Source organism: Paenibacillus rigui, from assembly GCF_002234615.1.
GTDB classification, from domain to species: Bacteria; Bacillota; Bacilli; order Paenibacillales; family NBRC-103111; genus Paenibacillus_S; species Paenibacillus_S rigui.
The window spans coordinates 1-19,093 of the sequence record NZ_NMQW01000033.1 but is presented as its reverse complement, the minus strand read 5'-3'; the positions used below and the strand labels follow the sequence as shown (position 1 = coordinate 19,093).

The following is a 19,093-nucleotide window of genomic DNA, read 5'->3' as shown; positions in this document are numbered from 1 at the left end:
CATCATGCTCCTCTCTCATTCTATTGATATGTATATACTGGAAAAAAATATCAAAGAAATATGAACGGAAGATGAACACAAGATGAACAAGTCGACAAAAACAGACAATTTCAGCTTCGTTTCATTTCCTTCAGAACGGGTAAGTAATACTGCGGTCGTTTTGGTTCAACTCTATGAATCCCACAAGGAGGTACTAACCATGAACAACCATCAAAAAATTGTCGGTGTATTCCAAACGGAACGCGAAGCGATTCAAGCCGTTGACGCATTAAAAAGACAAGGCTACCGTCCGGAGGAAATCTCCATTGTAGCCAGAGACAAGGACAATGCAGCCCATATACAAAAGGAAACGGGCACCAAAGCCCCTGAAGGGCTTGCGGCCGGTGCCGCTACGGGTGGCGTGCTCGGGGGGACCGCCGGGTTATTGGCAGGTCTAGGCATCCTGGCCATCCCCGGCATCGGACCGATTCTGGCAGCAGGACCGATTGCCGCAACCCTCACCGGACTCGCCGTAGGCGCCGGAGCCGGCGGACTGGTCGGAGGCCTCGTCGGATTAGGCATTCCGGAGGATGAGGCGAACCGATACAACGACTATGTGAAAAATGGACATATTCTCGTACTCGTCGACGCTCATGCGGATCGAACCCGGAATGATACGGTATATGATGCGTTCCGAACGAACAATTCGCTGAATGCGAATACGTATGACGCCGATTACGGAGCAGGTATCGGAAGCAGCCGCTCCCTGCGTTAATTTAAATATCGTTTTCCCGTCTCTAATTACCTGTTTAAAAACAAAGAAAGCCCATCGGTTTTCATTATCCGATGGGCTTTACTTATGCATATGCTATAAATGAACCTGTCCTGCCTAACTAAGCTAAGCTAAGCTAAGCTAAGCTAAGCTTAGCTTAGTCAGGCTGTCGAGAAACCCCTTTTTTGAAAGATGGTCCTCAAAATCTTAGATTTTTGTACTAGAACTTGGCTCTCAGATCGGTTTAAATCGATTTTTCTTCGAAAAGACGAGAACCACCACATAAAAATGAAAGTGCCGAAAAGCCATGGGGACTTTTTCGACACTCTGGCTAAGCTAAGCTAAGCTTAGCTTAGTTTAGTTTAGTTTAGTTTAGTGCTCCATGTGATCGTCCGGCTGGGCTGCCTTGACCGTCAGACCGCCGTCGACCATAAGCAAATGCCCGTTGACCTGCATCGCTTCCTCGGAAGCCAAGAAGACGACGGCATCCCCGATTTGACGTGCGGTACCTAGACGCTTCATCGGATTCGCTTCAATCTCTTGAGCTCGAATCGCAGGGTCGGCCAAAAAGTCCGTGCACATGTCCGTATCGACTGTGCTCGGGCCAACCGCATTGACATTAATGTTGTATTTGCCCAATTCGATAGCCATGCCCTTGGTCAGCATGTTGGCCGCTGCTTTGGAGGATTGGTAATGAGGAATGACCGGACTGGTGACGACCAGGCTTGCCGTCGACAATACGTTAACGATTTTGCCGTAACGCTTCTCAATCATCGATTTGGCTGCAAGCTGTGAGCATAGAAAGATCGATTTCACGTTCGTGTTATAAGTACGGTCCCATGTTTCTTCCGTTACCTTCAGGAAGGGCTCGAACGGGGCGATTCCCGCGTTGTTGACCAAAATCTCCACATCGCCAAGCTGCTCCCTTATCTGCTGGAACATCGCTTCCACCTGAGCCTTGCTGCCTACATCCGCCTGAACGATGATGGCCTTGCGCCCCATCGCCTCGATCTGCTCCTTCACCTTCTCCGCTAGCGGACGAGAGCGGTCCGACGTGTAGTTAACGGCGACATTCGCGCCTTCCTCGGCAAGACGGAGCGCAACGGCTTCGCCGATCCCGCGGCTTGCCCCCGTGACCAGGGCAACTCTATCCAGTAATCTTGGCATCGTAAGTGATCCTCCCCTAAACTTTGCGAGAGCAAAGTAACTTCGTTAGCATGCCGGACTCCTGAGCAATCGATGCGCAGGAGTCCATTCGTTTTATGATCAGAGGCCGTTAGAGGCTGGGGCCGATACGGTTAATACTGAACTCCGTATGGCCAAGCACTTCCGCCTTCGTCAGCTTGCCGTTAGCCACCTCTTGAATCTCTCTCCAGACGAGCTCGCCCGCATCGTCGAGACTGAGCGTGCCTTCAAGCATATCGCTGACATCCACATCCATGTTGTCGCTCATCCGTTCGAACATCCGTTTATTGCCCGTTATTTTAATGACAGGCACGACAGCGGAGCCGGTAGGCGTGCCGCGGCCGGTTGTAAAGCAAACCAGATGCGCACCGCCTGCAGCCATACCGGATACGCATTCAATATCATTGCCCGGGGAGTCCATGAAATACAACCCGTGCTTCGGCAGCTGCTCCGCATACTCGACGATCCCCTGGATCGGGGCGCTGCCGCATTTGCTGATGCAGCCGAGGGACTTCTCCTCAATCGTAGTCAAACCGCCGGCAATATTGCCGGGACTCGGATTGCCGCCGCGCATATCGGCCCCCATCCGCTCCACCTCTTTCTCGAACCGGTCGACGATATGGTAGAGCTGATCGGCTGTCTCTTGGGTTGCACATCGCGAGGCAAGAACATGCTCCGCACCGATAATCTCCGTCGTTTCCCCAATAACGACACCGCCGCCAAGCTGGATCAGCTTATCCGCAGCCGCACCCAGCGCCGGGTTCGATGCCAGGCCGGACGTCGCGTCGGAGCCGCCGCATTTTACGCCGATGATCAGCTCGCTGAACGGAATCGGCTCGGGCTGCATCGCGTCGAGGTCCGCCCGCATTTTGCGCGCAATTTCAACGCCGTGCTGAATCGCTTTGACAGAGCCGCCGACGGATTGAATGTCGAACACCTCAACCAGCTTGCCGGTTGGACGGATCGCATCCGCCAGCGCATTCGGATCAATCACCTCGCAGCCCAAGCTTATAATGATTACGCCGCCGACATTCGGATTGCGGCCTGTTCCCGCCAACACCTCGAAGGTCCGGTCCTTATCCGCACCGATTTGACTGCAGCCGTGCTGATGCGGGATGGCAACCGTGTCCGGCACCATTTGCGATATCCGGTTTACGACCTGATTCGAGCAAATCACCGTCGGGATAATAAGTAAATGATTGCGAATACCCACCGTACCGTCTGATCTTCTGTAACCCATCATGTGACTCATACTCTTCTCCTCCTCAGCCCTTCACGGCCTGATCCCCGCGACCGCGGATGCCTTCCACGTTGTGTATATGCACATGCTGACCGGCGCGAATATCGGATGTCGTACGGCCGATCACTTCACCGTATTTTCGGATATCGGTCCCCTGGGCAACATCCTGAATCGCTACCTTATGCCCGAACGGGACATTATCCAGAAGCACCACGGTATGCACCTGATCCTGAACCCGATAGCTGACCTGCTGCCCTGCCTGCAAATCTTTAATCGCCGTTGCAACGTGATCGCGTGCGTCCATCACGAGCGCATCGGCTCCCGCTTCAATATGATGTGCTGCCATGATCTTATCCTCCTATGCCCGCTCTGCTACCATTTTGTTGGTCAAGGAGCCCAGCTTCTCGATTTCGATCGTTACGATATCGCCGTCCTTCAGATATATTTGCTTGTCTTCAGGCAGTCCCAGGACGACACCTTCCGGCGTTCCCGTCAAAATGATATCCCCCGGCACCAGCGTCATATGCTGGGAAATGTAGCAGACGATTTCATCGCAATGGAAAATCATATCCGACGTATTCGAGCTTTGACGCACCTCGCCGTTCACGATGCACCGGATGCCCAAGTCATTCGGGTTGCCCACTTCATCGGCCGTAACCAGGTAAGGCCCAAGCGGGCTGAAGCCGTCGCAGCTTTTACCAAGCAGCCATTGATGCGTGCGCATTTGCAAATCCCGTGCCGACAGATCATTCACGTTGCAATAACCGAACACGTAGTCCAGAGCATTTGCTTTGTCCACATACTTCGCTTCTTTGCCAATCACGATCACAAGCTCCGCTTCATAATCCACCTTGCTCGTCACCTTAACCGGCAGGGGTACCTCCGCTCCATGACCCGTCAGCGTATTATTGAATTTATTGAACAGGATCGGGAATTGAGGAATCGGTGCATTCGTTTCTTCCGCATGCTTGCGGTAATTCAAGCCGACGCAAATGATTTTATTCGGGCGGGTCACACAAGGGGCCAAAGTCAAGTCCGATTCATTTAAAAGATAGCCTGCCGCATTCCCTTCCGCCGCGGACAAAGCTTGCTCCACATAAGCTTGTAATGCCGATATGGCTGCCGCGCCGCCATCGATGACTTCATGCACATCCTGAGGAACGGATGCGCCTGCTGCGGGTACCGTTTGCAGGGCCGAAGCAATATGTACAACGCCTTGCTCCGTTTTCACGCCTAATTGTTGTTGTCCGTTAAGAAGAAAAGTAAGAAGTTTCATGAGTTCATGCCTCCATCTAGGTTTAAGTTGTAAACAATTAAGCGTCTTTTCCGAATACAACGCCGCCGTCAATATATAACGGGGAGCCCATCATAAACTTCGATTCGTCGGATGCGAGGAACAGTGCCGCCTTAGCTACATCCTCGGGTCTGCCCAAGTCACCGCTCAGCTGGCGCTTCTTCAACGAGTTGATCGCCGCTTCGGGATCATCGTAGGAATTGCGCAAATAGTTCTCCACGAAGGGTGTCATGATTGTCCCCGGAAGGAGAGCATTGACTCGAATTTGATACGGAGCGTAATCCACCTGCATGGACTTCGTCAGCGAAAGCACCGCTCCCTTGGTAGCGGAATAAGAAGCGCGCCGGCCCAGCCCGATTTCCGCGATGCAGGAGGACATATTGATAATCGAGCCCTCCCGGCGCTCCATCATGTGAGGAAGCACGTATTTGCTCGGCAGGAACACGCCGCGAATATTAACTTTAATCACCCGGTCCCAATCCTCCGGCTCCACCTCGTGAATGGCGCCGACGCCGCTGATCCCGGCATTGTTAAACAGAACATCGATGCGGCCGTAGGCTGCAATGATTTGATCCACCATCGACTTCACCGAATCCGGATCCGTTACGTCCGCTTGAACGAACAATGCGCTGCCCCCGGCTTGTTTGATTTCCTCTACCGTTTCCTCGCCTTTCTCTACGGACAGATCGTTGACGACAACGGTAGCGCCTTCACTGGCGAATAGCAGCGCCGTAGCTTTCCCGATCCCCGAGCCGGAGCCGGTAATAAGAATAATTTTGTTCTGTAGCCTCATGTGTGCTTTACTCCCTTCCCTCATCTGAATTTTAGCTGTTCACCTGTACCGCATCTTGTGATAATTTTGCAGCCAATGCACATATTTCCCGCTGGGCCAGCTCCCGCTTCGCTTCCCATTCGTGCTGGAACATCGAGCAGCTTATCGCCGCTATCGTCCTGCCTTGGGCATCGCGTATCGGCGCAGCTACACAGCAGAAGCCCATCACGGCTTCCTGCAAATCGAAGGCGAATCCCTCAGCCCGGGCCGCGGCCAGCTGCGCTTTCAGCTCGCTCCTCGTCTTGATTGTGAAGGGCGTCAGCTCCGGCAGCAGCGCCTCCTCGGGGAACAGGGCCTCGAAATCCGATTCTGCCAGGGAGGCCAGCATCGCCTTCCCCAGCGCGGTCACATGAGCGGGAAGCTTCATGCCCGGCTCCGAGGACAGCCGTACCGGAGAAGGCATCTCCTCCTTGGCCAAATACAGCACATCCCTTTGCTCCAGCTTGGCCAGCTGGATCGTTTCTTGAATCGTATGCTTCGTTATGGCAGCTTCCTTGCGGAAACGGTCAATCAGACTGAATTGCTTGAAAAAAGCGTTTCCAATGAACCCCAGCTTCGAACCCAGCGAATACGTGCTCTCCGGCTCGCGGACCACCCATTCCAAAGCCTCCATGGTGTTAAGCAGCGAAAACATGGAGCTCTTGTTAATGCCCAGCTGCTTCGACAAATCGATCAGCTTCAGCTTGGAGGGCTGCTCTGAAACGAGCTGCAAAACATCATTCGCCTTTTCCAAAGCGGGTACCCAATATTTCTTTTCCATGCAGTCTCCCTATCTCTTGGTATTATCGAAGTCCAGAGGATATATGCCCGGTTAGTCAGCAGGCCGTTCGGCTGGTTATCCCCTCTGGCTTCATCATCGTGGTTTATTATAATAAACCTAGGTTTATAAAACTTATAGTTTCATCCTATCACCGTAACCAAGGGTCTGTCAACGCTATCTACGAACAAAAAGAAAGCTCCCCCTGATCAGACCGGCGACGGCTGACAGGAAGAGCTATTCACAGCTGTATTACTTGATAATGACGGCGTATACTTTGCCGGGACCATGGATCCCGATCGTCAAATCGTTCTCGATGTCCGCACTCCGGCTTGGTCCGGTGATCAGGTTCAAGGAGGAGGCGTAGCTGGCCGCATCCGCCTTTCCTTCGGTAATCCGGGCGAATGCTTCACCCATTCGCGTTACGAGCTGGTCCGCGCGGAATACCGCGAACAGAATATCGGTCAGCAGACTGACCGAGCGGCCGCGTTCCGCCGAGCACTGGAGCACGAGCGTGCTCGTGTTGGCTATGGCATAGTCCGGCCACACGATGCCGAGCTGGCAGCGCTCCGTGCGGCGCAGCAGCTCGCTGCGCTTCGCCCAGTTGGAGCCGCCTTCGACGGCTGGCTCCGCTGCGGAGGCTTCCGTCTCGATCGGAAGCCACGGCACGACCCCGATGCCGGCCTCAGCCAGCGCCTCGTCCAGGCCGAGCGCCTTCAACCCCTCGTGCTCCCAGCGGGACACCTGGGTGACGTTCAGCTCCTTGGCCACCTCTTGCAGCCAAGCGCCGATTTTCTCCTTCGCTTCCGCTTCTTCGACGACAAGCACTTTGCCCGTCAAGCCGGTCCACACCTCGCTGAACAGCGTAATCTTCTCCTCGGTGGAACGCTGAATGTCTTTATAAAATTGCGGCGCGCCGCGGAATGGATGCTCCGGTTCGTGCGCCGCCGGGCCTTTGCGTCCGAGACGGGACGAAATATTGGAGATAAACGACTCGCGGCCGTGAATTTGTCCTGCTGGCATCTTAGTGCTCATGCTTCGCACCTCCGTTTTTGCTGTCTCCGGCTTCGGGGGCTTTCCCTGCCGGCGACTGCTTCAGCTCCTGCTGCAGCGCCTCCCAGCGGTCGCGGAACGACTGCTTCGGCTTCATCGGGAAGAAGCGCGACTGCGTCCAGCCGGACATCGGACCCGGCCCCTTCTTAATGAAGCCTTTGCTAATAAAAGGCTTCTGCAAATAATAGGCGGACTTCGTCGCCATCTTGTACAGCTTGACGTTCCCGAACGCCGTCTGGAACGTCTTGAATGCGATCCGCTCGGCAAGAGGGGTCAGCCCCATCTTGACCTTGCGGGCGCGCAGCTGCACGAGCATATCGTGCAGCGGGATCTTGACCGGGCATGCCTCATAGCATGCCCCGCACAGACTGGAAGCGTAGGCCAGCTGGCCGGCTTCCTTCATGTCCTGCTGCAGCAGCGGCGTAAGCACGGCCCCGATCGGGCCGCTGTATACGCTGCCGTAGGTGTGTCCGCCCACGTGACGGTACACGGGGCACACGTTCAAGCAGGCAGCACAGCGGATGCAGTGCAGCACCTCCTGGAACACCGGATCGCCGAGCTGCTCCGAGCGTCCGTTGTCCAGGACGATCAGATGGAGCTCCTCCGGTCCGTCGAGCTCGCCCTCGCGGCGCGGTCCGGTAATCATCGACGTGTACGTCGTCAGCTTCTGACCGGTAGCGCTTCGCGCCAGCAGGTTCAGCACGACCTCCAGATCGTCGTAGGTCGGTACCAGACGCTCCATCCCCATGATCACGACATGCGTTTTGGGGATTGTACTAACCATCCGCCCGTTGCCTTCATTCGATACAAGGGTAATGGCGCCGGATTCCGCTACACCGAAATTGCAGCCGGTCAAGCCGATATCGGCCTCGAGGAAGTAGTTGCGCAGCTTTTGCTTTGCATACTGGGCCAGCACCTTCGTCTCCGGTGGGAAAGATTCGCCGGATTCCTCATTAAACAATTCCGCGATTTGCTGCTTATTCTTATGGATCGCCGGAATGATCAAGTGCGAAGGCGTTTCCTTGGCAAGCTGCAAAATATATTCGCCCAGGTCGGTTTCAATCGCTTCGATGCCGTGGTCCTCCAGATGGTGATTCAAGTGGATTTCCTCGGACACCATCGATTTTCCTTTGGCCACAAGCTTGGCTCTCCGCTCCTCGGCCAAGTTCATGAACACTTTGACCGCCTCGTCCGCCGTTTTACAGAAATAAACGTGTCCGCCCGCTTTTGCCACATTGTCCGTGAACTGGGTCAAGTAATAGTCCAGATTATCGATAACATGCTTGCGGATTTGACTCCCCCGCTCGCGCCAAGCCTCCCAATGGCCGAAATCGTCCGTAGCGGCAAGCTTGCCTGTTTTCAGCTTATCCGTTGTGAACGCCACCGCTTTGCGCAAAAAATCATCGGCCAGCGCTTCCTCCGTCCGCTTTTTCAGCCCTGTACCGATCAGCTGCTTTTCATCGACCAGACTCATCGTTCTTCACTCCTTCCTCCAGTAGCTGAGCCAAATGCATCACGCGAATCGGCTTGTTGTCTTTATTCAAACGGCCCCCGATATTCATCAGGCAGCCCATATCCGTCCCCAGCAGAACTTCTGCTCCCGTCGAGCATACGTGACCTGCTTTTTCACATACCATCGCTTCCGACATGTCAGCCATCTTCACCGCGAACGTACCGCCGAAGCCGCAGCAGTCTTCTTTTTTGGGAAGATCGATCAACTCCAAGCCTTTGACATTGGACAGCAGCTTGCCCGGTTCTTCCTTCACCCCAAGCAGGCGCGTGGCATGACAGGAAGGGTGGTAAGTCGCTTTAATGTCATACTTCGCCCCCAAATCGGTAACGCCCAGCACATTGACAAGGAACTGGGAAAATTCATAGGTTTTCTCCACGAGCTGCTCCGCCTTCAGCTTCCATTCCGGTTCATCGGCAAAAAGCATCGGATAATAATGATGCATCATCCCGGTACAGGAGCCGGAAGGGGATACGACATAGTCGCTGTTCTCGAACGCACGAATCATGACGCGCGCCACTTCTCTCGTCTCGTCCTGATACCCGCTGTTAAAGGCAGGCTGACCGCAGCAGGTTTGCATTTCCGGAAAATCGACCTCGCACCCGTAACGATGCAGCAATCTGGCAACGCTTTCTCCAACCTCCGGATAGAGCTGGTCGGCCAAACAGGTAATAAATATCGACACACGCATTCGGATTCCCTCTCTCTTGTACAATAAGTAACGTATAGTTATCAGGTTATCAGATAAGTTGAATTTTGAAAAGTTTTTTTTGTTCCCATGGACCCCCTTGTCCTGTTCCGAATACGCTATCCGCCGCTTGCTGCAAACATAAATAAAAGATCCCTGCCGATTCGACGAATCGCTTGCAGGGATCTTAAGTTTCGTAAGTATTCAATTTCCTTCCCTATACTCCATTCATATACCCAATACAACCACATCAGATTACTAATTGCTAATCCTTTTGCTTGACTGGTTATTCACTTGACATGGACTGACTTCCAGGTTCAGTTTCTGTTAGGTCCCCGCATACTCAGCAGTCCAATATTCATGAGTATGCTTCGCTAACCTGCTTCATTGGACTATCCCCTTTCCCTTCAAGTCTTATATGGGTTTTTCAGTCTCAAGGGTTTCAGTTTGGATTTGGTACGCTTCCTTACGGAATCATCGTACCCCATAGCCCTGGACCGAAACTTGTTAACGAGTTGATAAGGTTGGGTTCATGTCTTTGTTAATTTCATATTAATATATTATTAGATTTTTGTAAATATTCTGTTAATTTTAAAAAAGGCGAATTTATCCTGCAAACATAAGCCTGTCCCTCTTTTTCTACAGAACCCATCCATTTTCGCAGCTTTTCGATAAATAATGCGTTTTCATAAGTGGATTTTGAGAACACCATGGGTGAACCGTATACGTTGGGCGAGATGAGGGAGTCAGGTGTGGGGTTCCGGCCACTGTTGAAATTCGCGTTCCTTGAACCCACACAAGCAGCGGTAGAACACACGTTTCTAAAGCAGACGCCTCACTCCTCACCTGACCATCTCCATTTTACTCTTGCTATGTGCTAGTTCTTTTCTCTCTATCCGGTCTAAAATCCGGTATGCCTATCTGCAAGTGCCTTTGTCATATTCCGGGTAATCTTCACCCGCACATGCTCCGCATGCAAACTGCGGCAGAACTTCCGGTCTCCATCGCCTATCCTATCAAAGTTTCGAACCGCGCTAAGCGGCATGTCTTCCGGGCTCCTCGCAATTCAAAGCCTTTTGCAGACAGAGGTGGACCTGCCTTTTTCTTGCTCGCCAAGCTTTCGCCTGCTATTGCTTCAAAAACTTCAGCAGCACTTGCTCGACATGAAACAAATGTCTGCGCATCGCTTCTTGTGCTCCTGCCGGGTCTTTATCACGAATCGCCTCAAATATCGCCTTATGCTCCACCCAAAGCTGCTTGGATACGGTTTCGCTGGAATACATCTGTAATCTTCTCGTTTCCTTAATCGCCGCTTGCATTTGCGTCGAGATCGAATCGATCATCCGGGCCATAATGGAATTGTGTGTCGCTTGGGCCAACGTCAAATGGAATAAAACATCCGATCGTTCCCCCTCTTCTTCATTGCCCAGGAAATGTTCCATGTTGCGGATAATTTCTTCAAACTTGGCAATGTCCTCATCCGTCCGCTTCTCGGCGGCCAGCGCTGCATTGGAAATCTCCAACGCTTTACGTGCTTCAATTAATTCCACTACCGTCTCTCGGCTCATCAGAATAGAATCAAATGCCGGCAGATCGACGTCTTCCGACTCAATACTCCTCACATAGCTGCCTTCCCCCTGATGTATTTCCACAAGACCCATTGCCTTTAAGGCGCTTAACGCTTCCCTGACCGTTGAACGGCCTACCTGAAATTTCTCGGACAGCTCCTTCGTCGAAGGCAGCTTATGTCCGGGACTTAAAGCGCCGCTCACGATTTGCTCTTTTATCTGATCGGCGATCACTTCATATATTTTTCGCGAAGACACCTTTTGTATTTCCATACCGTCCTGCCCCCTTGCTAATGTATCCCTATTATAGCCTTGCTTCCAAAAGAAACCAACCCCGCCGCGGCCATTATATAAGAGAAGCTGTGCACAGCATCCGGCCGGTCATCAAATATAGCCTTGTGCTGCAAGAGTCCCCAAAAAAAATCCGCCTCAAGCCTACTGGCTTGAAGCGGATTTTTATTACTTTTTAACAGCAGCGGGATACCTTGCCGCCTTTAGCGTTATATCTCGCATCCTGCGCTTCGCGGAAAAATTGCTCGCGTGTTTGGATAGGCTCCTCCGGATGCCGCTCCTGCATATGCTCGACATAACGCTCATAATTCGGGACCCCGACCAGCAGATCGAGAAACTGATTCCGGTACTTTATGACCTCTCGCACCGCATCAAACATACTTCGGCACCTCCCTGCCGTCCCCTCCGCCGCTGCGTGGAACGTATGGCGCTTCTGCCAACGGGGTCGGCTTATTGCTTAGTACGTTGAACCATACCCGAATCGAGGAGATAAGTACTGCAATAACAATGACCATGAATATGGCACACAAGGCGGCATCGACATAATCGTTTGTAATGATTTGCTGCATTTGCACCGCATTCTTTGCCGGGGCTAGCAGCTTGCCGCTGTTCAGCGCCTCTTTATATTGGTTCGCATGCGTCAGGAAGCCGATTTTGGCCAGCGGATGGAACAGCTTCTGCCAGCCTGCCGTCATCGTGACGATCAGCAGCCAGGCCGTCGGGAGCAGAGTAACCCAGGCGTAAGCCTTCTTGCCCATTTTAAGCAGGATCGTAGAGCCCAGGAGCAGCGCCATGCCTGCGAGCATTTGGTTCGCAATGCCGAATAATGCCCATAAGGAGTTGATGCCCCCCAGCGGGTCAATGACCCCTTGGTACAGGAAGTATCCCCAGCCCGCTACGCAAATTGCCGTCGCAACAACGTTGCCTAGCATGGATTCCGTGTTCCCGAGCGGCTTCACAACGGAGCCCAAAATTTCCTGAATCATAAACCGTCCGACCCGGGTGCCCGCATCAATGGTCGTCAGGATGAATAAAGCCTCGAACAGGATGGCAAAATGGTACCAGAAAGCCATCAGCGCTTTGCCGCCGATCACATTCGATAAGATGTGCGCCATCCCGATGGCAAACGTCGGAGCACCTCCGGTACGGGAGAGAATCGTTGATTCCCCTACGTCCTTCGCCATAGCCGTCAAATCGTTCGGCGTGACGGTGAAGCCCCAGGAAGAGATGGCTGCCGCCGCACTTACCGCATCCGTGCCGATAGCTGCCGCCGGACTGTTAATGGCAAAGTACGTCCCCGGCGTAATGACGCAAGCGGCGATCAAAGCCATGATAGCAACGAACGATTCCATCAGCATCGCCCCGTAGCCGATCGGGCGGGCATGGGATTCACGTTCCAGCATTTTTGGCGTAGTTCCCGAGGATACAAGAGCGTGGAAGCCGGAAACCGCACCGCAAGCAATCGTGATGAAAAGGAACGGGAATAAGTTACCGGCGAACACCGGCCCCGTACCGTCGATGAATTTGGTCGTAGCCGGCATCGCGAGGTCAGGCATGACCACAAGAATACCCAACGCCAGGCTGATAATCGTACCGAGCTTCAAGAAAGTACTTAAATAATCACGAGGGGCCAGCAGCAGCCATACCGGCAAAGCCGAGGCAATGAACCCGTATGCAATCATCATTAATGCGATAGTTTCCCCGCTGAAAGAGAACATTTGGGACAAAGCGGGACTTGCAGCTACAAACTTCCCGGCTACCAAAGAGCCCATTAACAGTACAATACCGATCAGCGACGCTTCTCCTACCCGTCCCGGACGGATGTAGCGCATATAAAAGCCCATCAGAATCGCAATCGGAATTGTCGCTGCGATAGTAAACATTCCCCAAGGGCTGCCGATCAGCGCTTTGACAACAACAAGTGCAAGCACGGCCAGCAGGATCACCATAATCCCTAAAATACCTACCATGGCGATGGCCCCTGTTACCGGTCCAAGCTCATCCTTAATCATCTCGCCCAGCGACTTGCCATTGCGTCGTGTCGAAGCAAATAAAATGACGAAATCCTGTACGGCTCCACCCAGGATCACCCCGATGACGATCCACAATGTACCCGGCAAATACCCCATTTGGGCTGCCAGTACGGGTCCAACCAGCGGGCCAGCCCCTGCGATGGCGGCAAAATGATGGCCGAACAGCACCCACTTATTGGTCGGTACATAGTCCTTGCCGTCATTTTTCAATTCAGCCGGTGTCTTCCGGTTATCGTCCAGACCGAATACTTTGTTCGCCAGGAACTTGCTGTAAAACCGGTAGGCTACGGCATAAAAAGCAACGGCAGCTACGACAAGCCAGATGGCATTAATCGTCTCTCCGCGGTTTAATGCAATCGTCGCAAAGCCGAAAGCGCCCAGCACCGAAATGATACCCCACAACAGGATGGATTTCATCGATTTAATCATGCCTTTACCCCCACAATTCAACAAAATTATTATGTGTTAGCGTTTACAAACACAGTATATAGCGATATCTGTGAAATTGAAACCGCTTCAGCGCATCATGTTGAAAAGGCGGGCCAAGATGTTAAATCTCGAGCTTTAAACGCAGGTCCTTCACATAATTCCTGCTTACGGGAATGACGCTCTGCTGCTTGTCGTCCATCGTAACGTTATACGCCCCGTTCACCCATGACTTCAGCTCCAGTATCGCGTCCATCTGAATGAGGTAGCTTTTGTGGCAGCGGAACAGACCGTAAGACTCCAGCTTTTGCTCCAAATCCTGCAGCGTGTATACAACCTCATAAGCCTGCTCTCTCGTATGCACCTGGACATGCTTGCCTTCCTTACTGATGTATATAATATCCTTCGGGGAAATATACTTGATGCCGCCCTCTATTTCCAAAGCCAGCTTGACACTGCAGGTCTGCTGCAGCTTGGAGCCGTCTACGTCCGCTGCCGCCCCTGCTGCAGCCGTACTTTCATTGATCCTGCGCAGCTCCCGAAACACGGCAAACACGTCATTGTCATCATACGGCTTTAAAATATAATGAAATGCTCTCAGCTTAAACGCCTCTATCGCATAATGATCATACGCCGTCGAAAATATAAGCTTGATCTGCGGACTCAGCTCATGAATGATTTCAGCCACCTGAAGCCCGCTTAAATCCGGCATTTCCATATCCAAGAAGAGAAGGTCAGGCGAATGCTCCTTCACCTTCTTGATGGCGTCCATTCCGCCTGCCGCTTGAATTACCTGCACTACCTCGGGTATTTGCTCCAGCAAATACGCCAATTCCTCGCGTGCCGGTGCCTCATCATCCGCTATGACTACCTTCCATTCCACTGAAATCTCACCTCACCCAAAAGCTGATTTTTGTTCCTTGATTCGGTTGGCTTTCAATAACAAGCGCCTTGTCCATCCCGTAATGATACCGGAGCCGCTGCTCGATGTTGCTTAAGGCCAGACCCGCATGCTCGTCCTGATCGCGGCTGACATGCGCCGAGGTTTCCATCCCTATCCCGTTATCCTCAACCGTTATTCTTACCCTGCTCTGTCCGCCGGGACTCCTTTCCCTCTGCACCTCCACCCGAATCGTGCCAGTCCGGTCCGGTCCCATCCCTTTCAATCCGTGCACAAGCGCATTCTCAACCAGCGGCTGAATCGTGAAGGGCGGGATCAACCGGTCCAGCACACTCTCATCGATGTCGGCAACCACCTTCAGCCGCTCACCGAGCCTCGCCTGAGACAGGCTTAAGTAGGCTGTCACCATGTCCAGCTCATCACGAATGGGAATCAGCGTCTTGCTGCTGTTGTTCATATTATTTCTCATCCATTTGGACAAATGCGTGACAAGCTGCCTTGCATCCTCCGGCTTCGTGCGGATAAACGACTTGACCGTATTCAATACGTTGAATAAAAAATGGGGGCTCATCTGGGCCTGCAGCGAACGAATTTCGGCGTCGGCCAGCAGCTGCGCCTGCTTCTCCGCTTCCACGAACGCATACTGCTGTGACAGCAGCTGGGCGAGCGATGTCAGCATCCTTCTCCGCGAAGGAATATCATCCTGAGCCCTTTCGTAGAACAATCGAAATTGCCCGATCTGCTTCTTATTTTGCGTCTCGATGGGCAGGTCGAAGTAATAATTCGTCTTCAGTCCTTCCCTCACTTCTTCCTTGCCGTTCCGATAAAAAAAGGCGCCGACCGCCTTCGTTTCGGCCAGCAGCGTCTCCGCAATAGCGTGAACGGCCTTGTCGAATTCCAGCTTCCACAACGGCAGTGTCAAATCAACGATGTGCAGGGCGCGGTTCGCATGCTCGTTGCCGATCCGATCCTCCTCGGTTTCAATCGTATTATAAAGCACGAAGAACAAAGCGACACCGATGCTGTTCGACAGCACCTGGGGAACGCTGATCAGCGAAACCAGGGAAATCGCTTCTTCCCACGGCCGTGCCAGGAGAAGGATAAGCGCCATCTGCAGCGACTCGGCGGCAAAGCCGACGAGAAAGGCCAGCTTGACCGAGGACATGTTGCGGAATCTTTTTTTCAAAGCATTGCGGCACAAGCCCGCCAGTAAGCCTTGCAAAATAGGGGCTACCATACATGCAACCGCTACGAAGCCGCCTAAGCTGTACCGATGAATCCCGGCAACGAGCCCCACGATAAGCCCACTTTTGACCCCGCCCAGCAGTCCGGCAATGACCACACCAACCGTCCGCGAATTTGCAATCGCCGCCGTCGGAGAGACCTCACCGATCCAAGGCGCAGGCTTGTAGTCAAAGTTAGACACAGCAACGCCCGAGTAGGTGCCCAATATCGAATAGAAGCTGAAGAATACAAGAAACCGCCAATGATTGCTTTGGTCGCCTTGGTAGCTCATGTAGCTTCGCATCCATTTGCTTCTGGAGAAAACAAACGCTGTCGCAATGAGAAACCCGACTCTTTCGAGCATGTCCACCATCAAAGGTAGCATCGTACCCCACCCGTTCTTCATGAATTGCTGTAGTCATCCAGCTCTAGGGTGAATGGTACCTGAATTCATAGTTCAAGTAAAGCGATTCTGACGTCCGATGAATCCGACCCAAAACAGAAGGCTAGGTCTCATGAGCTGGCTTAGCTTATCGAGAGCCTTACATCGGCAAAATACTCGGGTGGGTATCCCTTTCTGCCGCTGTTGTTTATCGGGAAAGAGCATATCCCACCTCTGTTCACAAACCTATTTTGAAGCTTTACCTGAGCTAATTATTTCATTAACAAGACGGCGTCTCTGCCTTTCATTCCGGGCACGATCCCCAGCTCCTCTGCCTGATACGTGACGGATTCAAGCGGCGCCTCCAGCAGCTCCTCAATCGTACGTACACCGGTCGCTCTTGCGGCGATAATATGACGATCCTTCAGTCTCTCATTCAGCAAACCTACGTCAAGCGCGCCGCACATGATATATCCTTTATCTGTCGTTACGACAAGCAGGGTTGTTTTGGGCAGCTTGACTTCAATGGCTAATGCCGTATAGCCGTCTAGGGAAACGGGTTCCATGCGCATCATCGCCAGCATCTCCTTTGTCATTAACATATGATTCACTATATGAATGGGCCACTGTAAGGGTGAGAAGCGGCATGGAAGATAGGCGGAGGAACATGAAAATACCCCCGCGGCACTTCGCGGAGGTATCATTCGTTTTCCTTACTGGCTCTGGCTGACTACACATCGATCCCATCAACAAAATCATTCAGATCATCATAACGAATTTGGTCGGTATCCTCTTCCCTGAAGCCAAGTCGCTCATGCGGAGCGGTGTCCTCATAAGCGGTTTCCGGGTTTCCGTCCGTTTCAATTTCGATCTTTTCGTTCGGCATTACTTATCCCTCCATTCCTCATCTCTCAGGGATATATTTTTTTCCATTGCAGACCCAATTATCCATCATTTTCGCTTTTCTCCCGTGCATCTGCCTTTGGCAGCTGAATTGTACACTGGGTCCCTTTACCTACGGTACTCGTAACCTCTATTTTTCCATTCATTTTTTTAAGAATACCGAAGGAGACCATGGTCCCGAGTCCTGTTCCTTTTTCTTTGGTAGAGTAATAGGGTGTACCCAGCCGCTTGAGCTGTTCCGCCGTCATGCCGATCCCTGTATCCCGAATACAGAGTATTACATGCTCTTGCGATTTTTTGACGAGGATATCCAAAGTACCGCCGTGCTTCATCGCTTCAATAGCATTCTTACCAATGTTAATCACGGCCTGCCTGAATTTATAACGGTCTCCAAGAATGTACAATGGGCTTTCATCGGGCATTACCGCCTCAATTTGGATATTATTGTAGTTTGCGTAGGTAGACAAAACATTCGTTAAGTAAGCGATCTCTTCATGCAAATTCATTTTCTCAATCATTTCAGGCTCAGGCTTAGCTAAGGAAAGATAATCCGTAATAATGAGCTGAGCCCGGTCCAGCTCTTCAAGACATATGCTTTGATAAAAGCGTTTTTTCTCCTCACTCAGATTGGATTCCCCCAGCAATTGGATGAAGCCTCTAACCGATGTGAGCGGATTTCGAATTTCATGGGCAACCGAAGCAGCCATCTCACTTACGATTTTAATTTTCTCGCTCTTGATAATTTCTTCCTGCATTTGAAAATGGCGGTTCAAAAACTCGATTAAATAAACGTACAGTGCTACAATAACTCCTTGAAGAAGGAACGTCCACAACGTATCGACAGAATTACTAAATAACAGGGGCAATTGGCCGATTGAGAAGAAATAACACACAAAGATAAGCAGCTTGATCAAGGTACAGAGCAAGGCGGCATAGATGATTTTCTGGCTTAGGTTTAAGGATGTGTATGTTCTTGCGGCTAAACCCATGACAACGATACTGGGGATAAGGGAGACTGCATACAGCAAATTATTGGGATTGTCGCCCATATAGCGGATGAAAACAAGAACAGCGTATAATAATAGAGACACGTAGACACCGCCGTAGAGTGAGCCTACCGTCAGGGGTATCGATCGAAAATCAAAGCTGACTCCGCCAATGTCAACGGGGAACGACATCGTCACCATAATCGCTATGGAAAAGAAAATGAAGCATAAAGACCGGTATACTTCGAGTCTGTTCTTGACTTTTTGCATATACGGGTAAAATACTAAAGGAGCGAAAATGATGAATATATTCAGAAGGAAATCTTTGAAGTTTGCTAACATAACGCCCCTCAGCTTCTAGTATTTTTTACATCTTACTTACAAATTACTTACAAAATTACAAATTCGACATCCGTTTTCCTGTTCCTCCTGCAAAATTAGAACTTCATAAATTGCTTCGAGTGGCTACTTTTAAACGGAAAATAATGGTATAGTTACTTTAGACTAGGACTTAAGGAGGAAAGCATCCATGGCTGCAGATCGAAATCAGATCAGCACACGCAGATTTATGTTCAACCTAGACATTCTCATTGAAGATGAGACCAACGGCCGAGCTCTGGAGAAGCTGCTTCACCTTATGAACGAAAGCGATATCATCGCAGACTACCGGATTCAAAGCGGCGTCGAGTTAGGCGGATTGATTCAAGAAGCGCTTCACGAATCCGCTGACAAGCTTCCTATAGACATAGAACAACCTGCCGGTTTACACAAAGAGAAGCCTACGCGGGCCCGTCCGACTTCCACAGCATCTTCACCCGATGAACAAGATTCGCATCGTGAAATTTGGGAGCAGTTCCAGAAGTTCAAACAAAGCAATGCCTTGGTACGACTTACCATTGTCAAATCGATGGGGGTTAAGCTCAGTGTCCCCTGCCGTATTCTGAACGTGGACCCGCCAAGCGGCAATGTCAGCGTCTACCATGTCGATGAGAAGCAGGTCTACCTGTTTAAAATTAATGAAATCGACGATTTCGCAGTCAGTTAAAAAAACAACACCGGTAACATGGAC

19 protein-coding genes are annotated in these 19,093 nt (G+C 51.7%); 2 read left to right on the top strand and 17 right to left on the bottom strand.

What is annotated here, in order from left to right; all coding sequences use genetic code 11:
- Positions 1 to 199: 199 nt before the first annotated feature.
- The gene (locus CF651_RS20755) at positions 200 to 754 is read left to right on the top strand and encodes a general stress protein (RefSeq protein ID WP_094016790.1); all 555 of its coding nucleotides are present in this window, start codon (positions 200 to 202) and stop codon (positions 752 to 754) included.
- A gap of 369 nt (positions 755 to 1,123) precedes the next feature.
- Here the strand turns inward: CF651_RS20755 and CF651_RS20750 are convergent, their stop codons facing one another.
- From CF651_RS20750 to CF651_RS20675, 17 genes are all read right to left on the bottom strand, one after another.
- On the bottom strand, positions 1,124 to 1,918 hold the full coding sequence (locus CF651_RS20750) for an SDR family NAD(P)-dependent oxidoreductase (protein ID WP_094016789.1): 795 nt from the start codon (positions 1,916 to 1,918) through the stop codon (positions 1,124 to 1,126).
- A gap of 109 nt (positions 1,919 to 2,027) precedes the next feature.
- Positions 2,028 to 3,188: a UxaA family hydrolase gene (locus CF651_RS20745; protein ID WP_094016788.1), complete on the bottom strand. Its 1,161-nt coding sequence runs from the start codon at positions 3,186 to 3,188 to the stop codon at positions 2,028 to 2,030.
- Positions 3,189 to 3,201: 13 nt separating this feature from the next.
- On the bottom strand, positions 3,202 to 3,522 hold the full coding sequence (locus CF651_RS20740; RefSeq protein WP_094016787.1) for a UxaA family hydrolase: 321 nt from the start codon (positions 3,520 to 3,522) through the stop codon (positions 3,202 to 3,204).
- 12 nt (positions 3,523 to 3,534) lie between these two features.
- Positions 3,535 to 4,452, bottom strand: a complete 918-nt coding sequence (locus tag CF651_RS20735; protein WP_094016786.1) for a fumarylacetoacetate hydrolase family protein — start codon at positions 4,450 to 4,452, stop codon at positions 3,535 to 3,537.
- A gap of 37 nt (positions 4,453 to 4,489) precedes the next feature.
- Positions 4,490 to 5,263: an SDR family NAD(P)-dependent oxidoreductase gene (locus CF651_RS20730; protein ID WP_094016785.1), complete on the bottom strand. Its 774-nt coding sequence runs from the start codon at positions 5,261 to 5,263 to the stop codon at positions 4,490 to 4,492.
- Between the two features lie 31 nt (positions 5,264 to 5,294).
- A complete protein-coding gene (locus CF651_RS20725) occupies positions 5,295 to 6,062 on the bottom strand; it encodes an IclR family transcriptional regulator (RefSeq protein WP_094016784.1) in 768 nt (255 codons plus the stop codon).
- Positions 6,063 to 6,311: 249 nt separating this feature from the next.
- Positions 6,312 to 7,094 carry a LutC/YkgG family protein gene (locus CF651_RS20720; RefSeq protein WP_245856074.1) on the bottom strand — a complete coding sequence of 261 codons (783 nt, stop codon included), beginning with the start codon at positions 7,092 to 7,094 and terminating at the stop codon, positions 6,312 to 6,314.
- Complete coding sequence (locus CF651_RS20715) at positions 7,084 to 8,586, bottom strand: LutB/LldF family L-lactate oxidation iron-sulfur protein (RefSeq protein ID WP_094016783.1); 1,503 nt, start codon at positions 8,584 to 8,586, stop codon at positions 7,084 to 7,086. Before CF651_RS20715 ends, CF651_RS20720 begins: the two co-directional genes overlap by 11 nt.
- Entirely contained in the window at positions 8,570 to 9,313 is a 744-nt protein-coding gene (locus CF651_RS20710) for a (Fe-S)-binding protein (protein WP_094016782.1), read from the bottom strand. The genes CF651_RS20715 and CF651_RS20710 overlap by 17 nt, the downstream gene beginning before the upstream one ends.
- 1,124 nt (positions 9,314 to 10,437) lie before the next feature.
- Positions 10,438 to 11,151, bottom strand: coding sequence for a FadR/GntR family transcriptional regulator (locus CF651_RS20705; protein ID WP_094016781.1), 714 nt, complete (start codon positions 11,149 to 11,151; stop codon positions 10,438 to 10,440).
- A 193-nt stretch (positions 11,152 to 11,344) separates the two neighbouring features.
- Complete coding sequence (locus CF651_RS20700) at positions 11,345 to 11,548, bottom strand: YbdD/YjiX family protein (RefSeq protein ID WP_094016780.1); 204 nt, start codon at positions 11,546 to 11,548, stop codon at positions 11,345 to 11,347.
- Positions 11,541 to 13,631 (bottom strand): carbon starvation CstA family protein, encoded by a 2,091-nt coding sequence (locus tag CF651_RS20695; protein WP_094016779.1) that lies wholly within the window; start codon positions 13,629 to 13,631, stop codon positions 11,541 to 11,543. Before CF651_RS20695 ends, CF651_RS20700 begins: the two co-directional genes overlap by 8 nt.
- Before the next feature lie 121 nt (positions 13,632 to 13,752).
- Positions 13,753 to 14,511 (bottom strand): LytR/AlgR family response regulator transcription factor, encoded by a 759-nt coding sequence (locus tag CF651_RS20690; RefSeq protein WP_094016778.1) that lies wholly within the window; start codon positions 14,509 to 14,511, stop codon positions 13,753 to 13,755.
- 7 nt (positions 14,512 to 14,518) lie between these two features.
- Positions 14,519 to 16,138: a LytS/YhcK type 5TM receptor domain-containing protein gene (locus tag CF651_RS20685; RefSeq protein WP_094016777.1), complete on the bottom strand. Its 1,620-nt coding sequence runs from the start codon at positions 16,136 to 16,138 to the stop codon at positions 14,519 to 14,521.
- A 269-nt stretch (positions 16,139 to 16,407) separates the two neighbouring features.
- Positions 16,408 to 16,710 (bottom strand): YunC family protein, encoded by a 303-nt coding sequence (locus CF651_RS20680; RefSeq protein ID WP_094016776.1) that lies wholly within the window; start codon positions 16,708 to 16,710, stop codon positions 16,408 to 16,410.
- A gap of 155 nt (positions 16,711 to 16,865) precedes the next feature.
- Positions 16,866 to 17,021, bottom strand: coding sequence for a hypothetical protein (locus tag CF651_RS32425; RefSeq protein ID WP_179232911.1), 156 nt, complete (start codon positions 17,019 to 17,021; stop codon positions 16,866 to 16,868).
- 58 nt (positions 17,022 to 17,079) lie between these two features.
- Entirely contained in the window at positions 17,080 to 18,366 is a 1,287-nt protein-coding gene (locus CF651_RS20675; protein WP_094016775.1) for an ATP-binding protein, read from the bottom strand.
- 187 nt (positions 18,367 to 18,553) lie between these two features.
- On the opposite strand from CF651_RS20675, the gene CF651_RS20670 reads away from it, so the two are divergent.
- Complete coding sequence (locus tag CF651_RS20670) at positions 18,554 to 19,069, top strand: hypothetical protein (RefSeq protein WP_094016774.1); 516 nt, start codon at positions 18,554 to 18,556, stop codon at positions 19,067 to 19,069.
- The last annotated feature ends 24 nt before the right edge of the window (positions 19,070 to 19,093 follow it).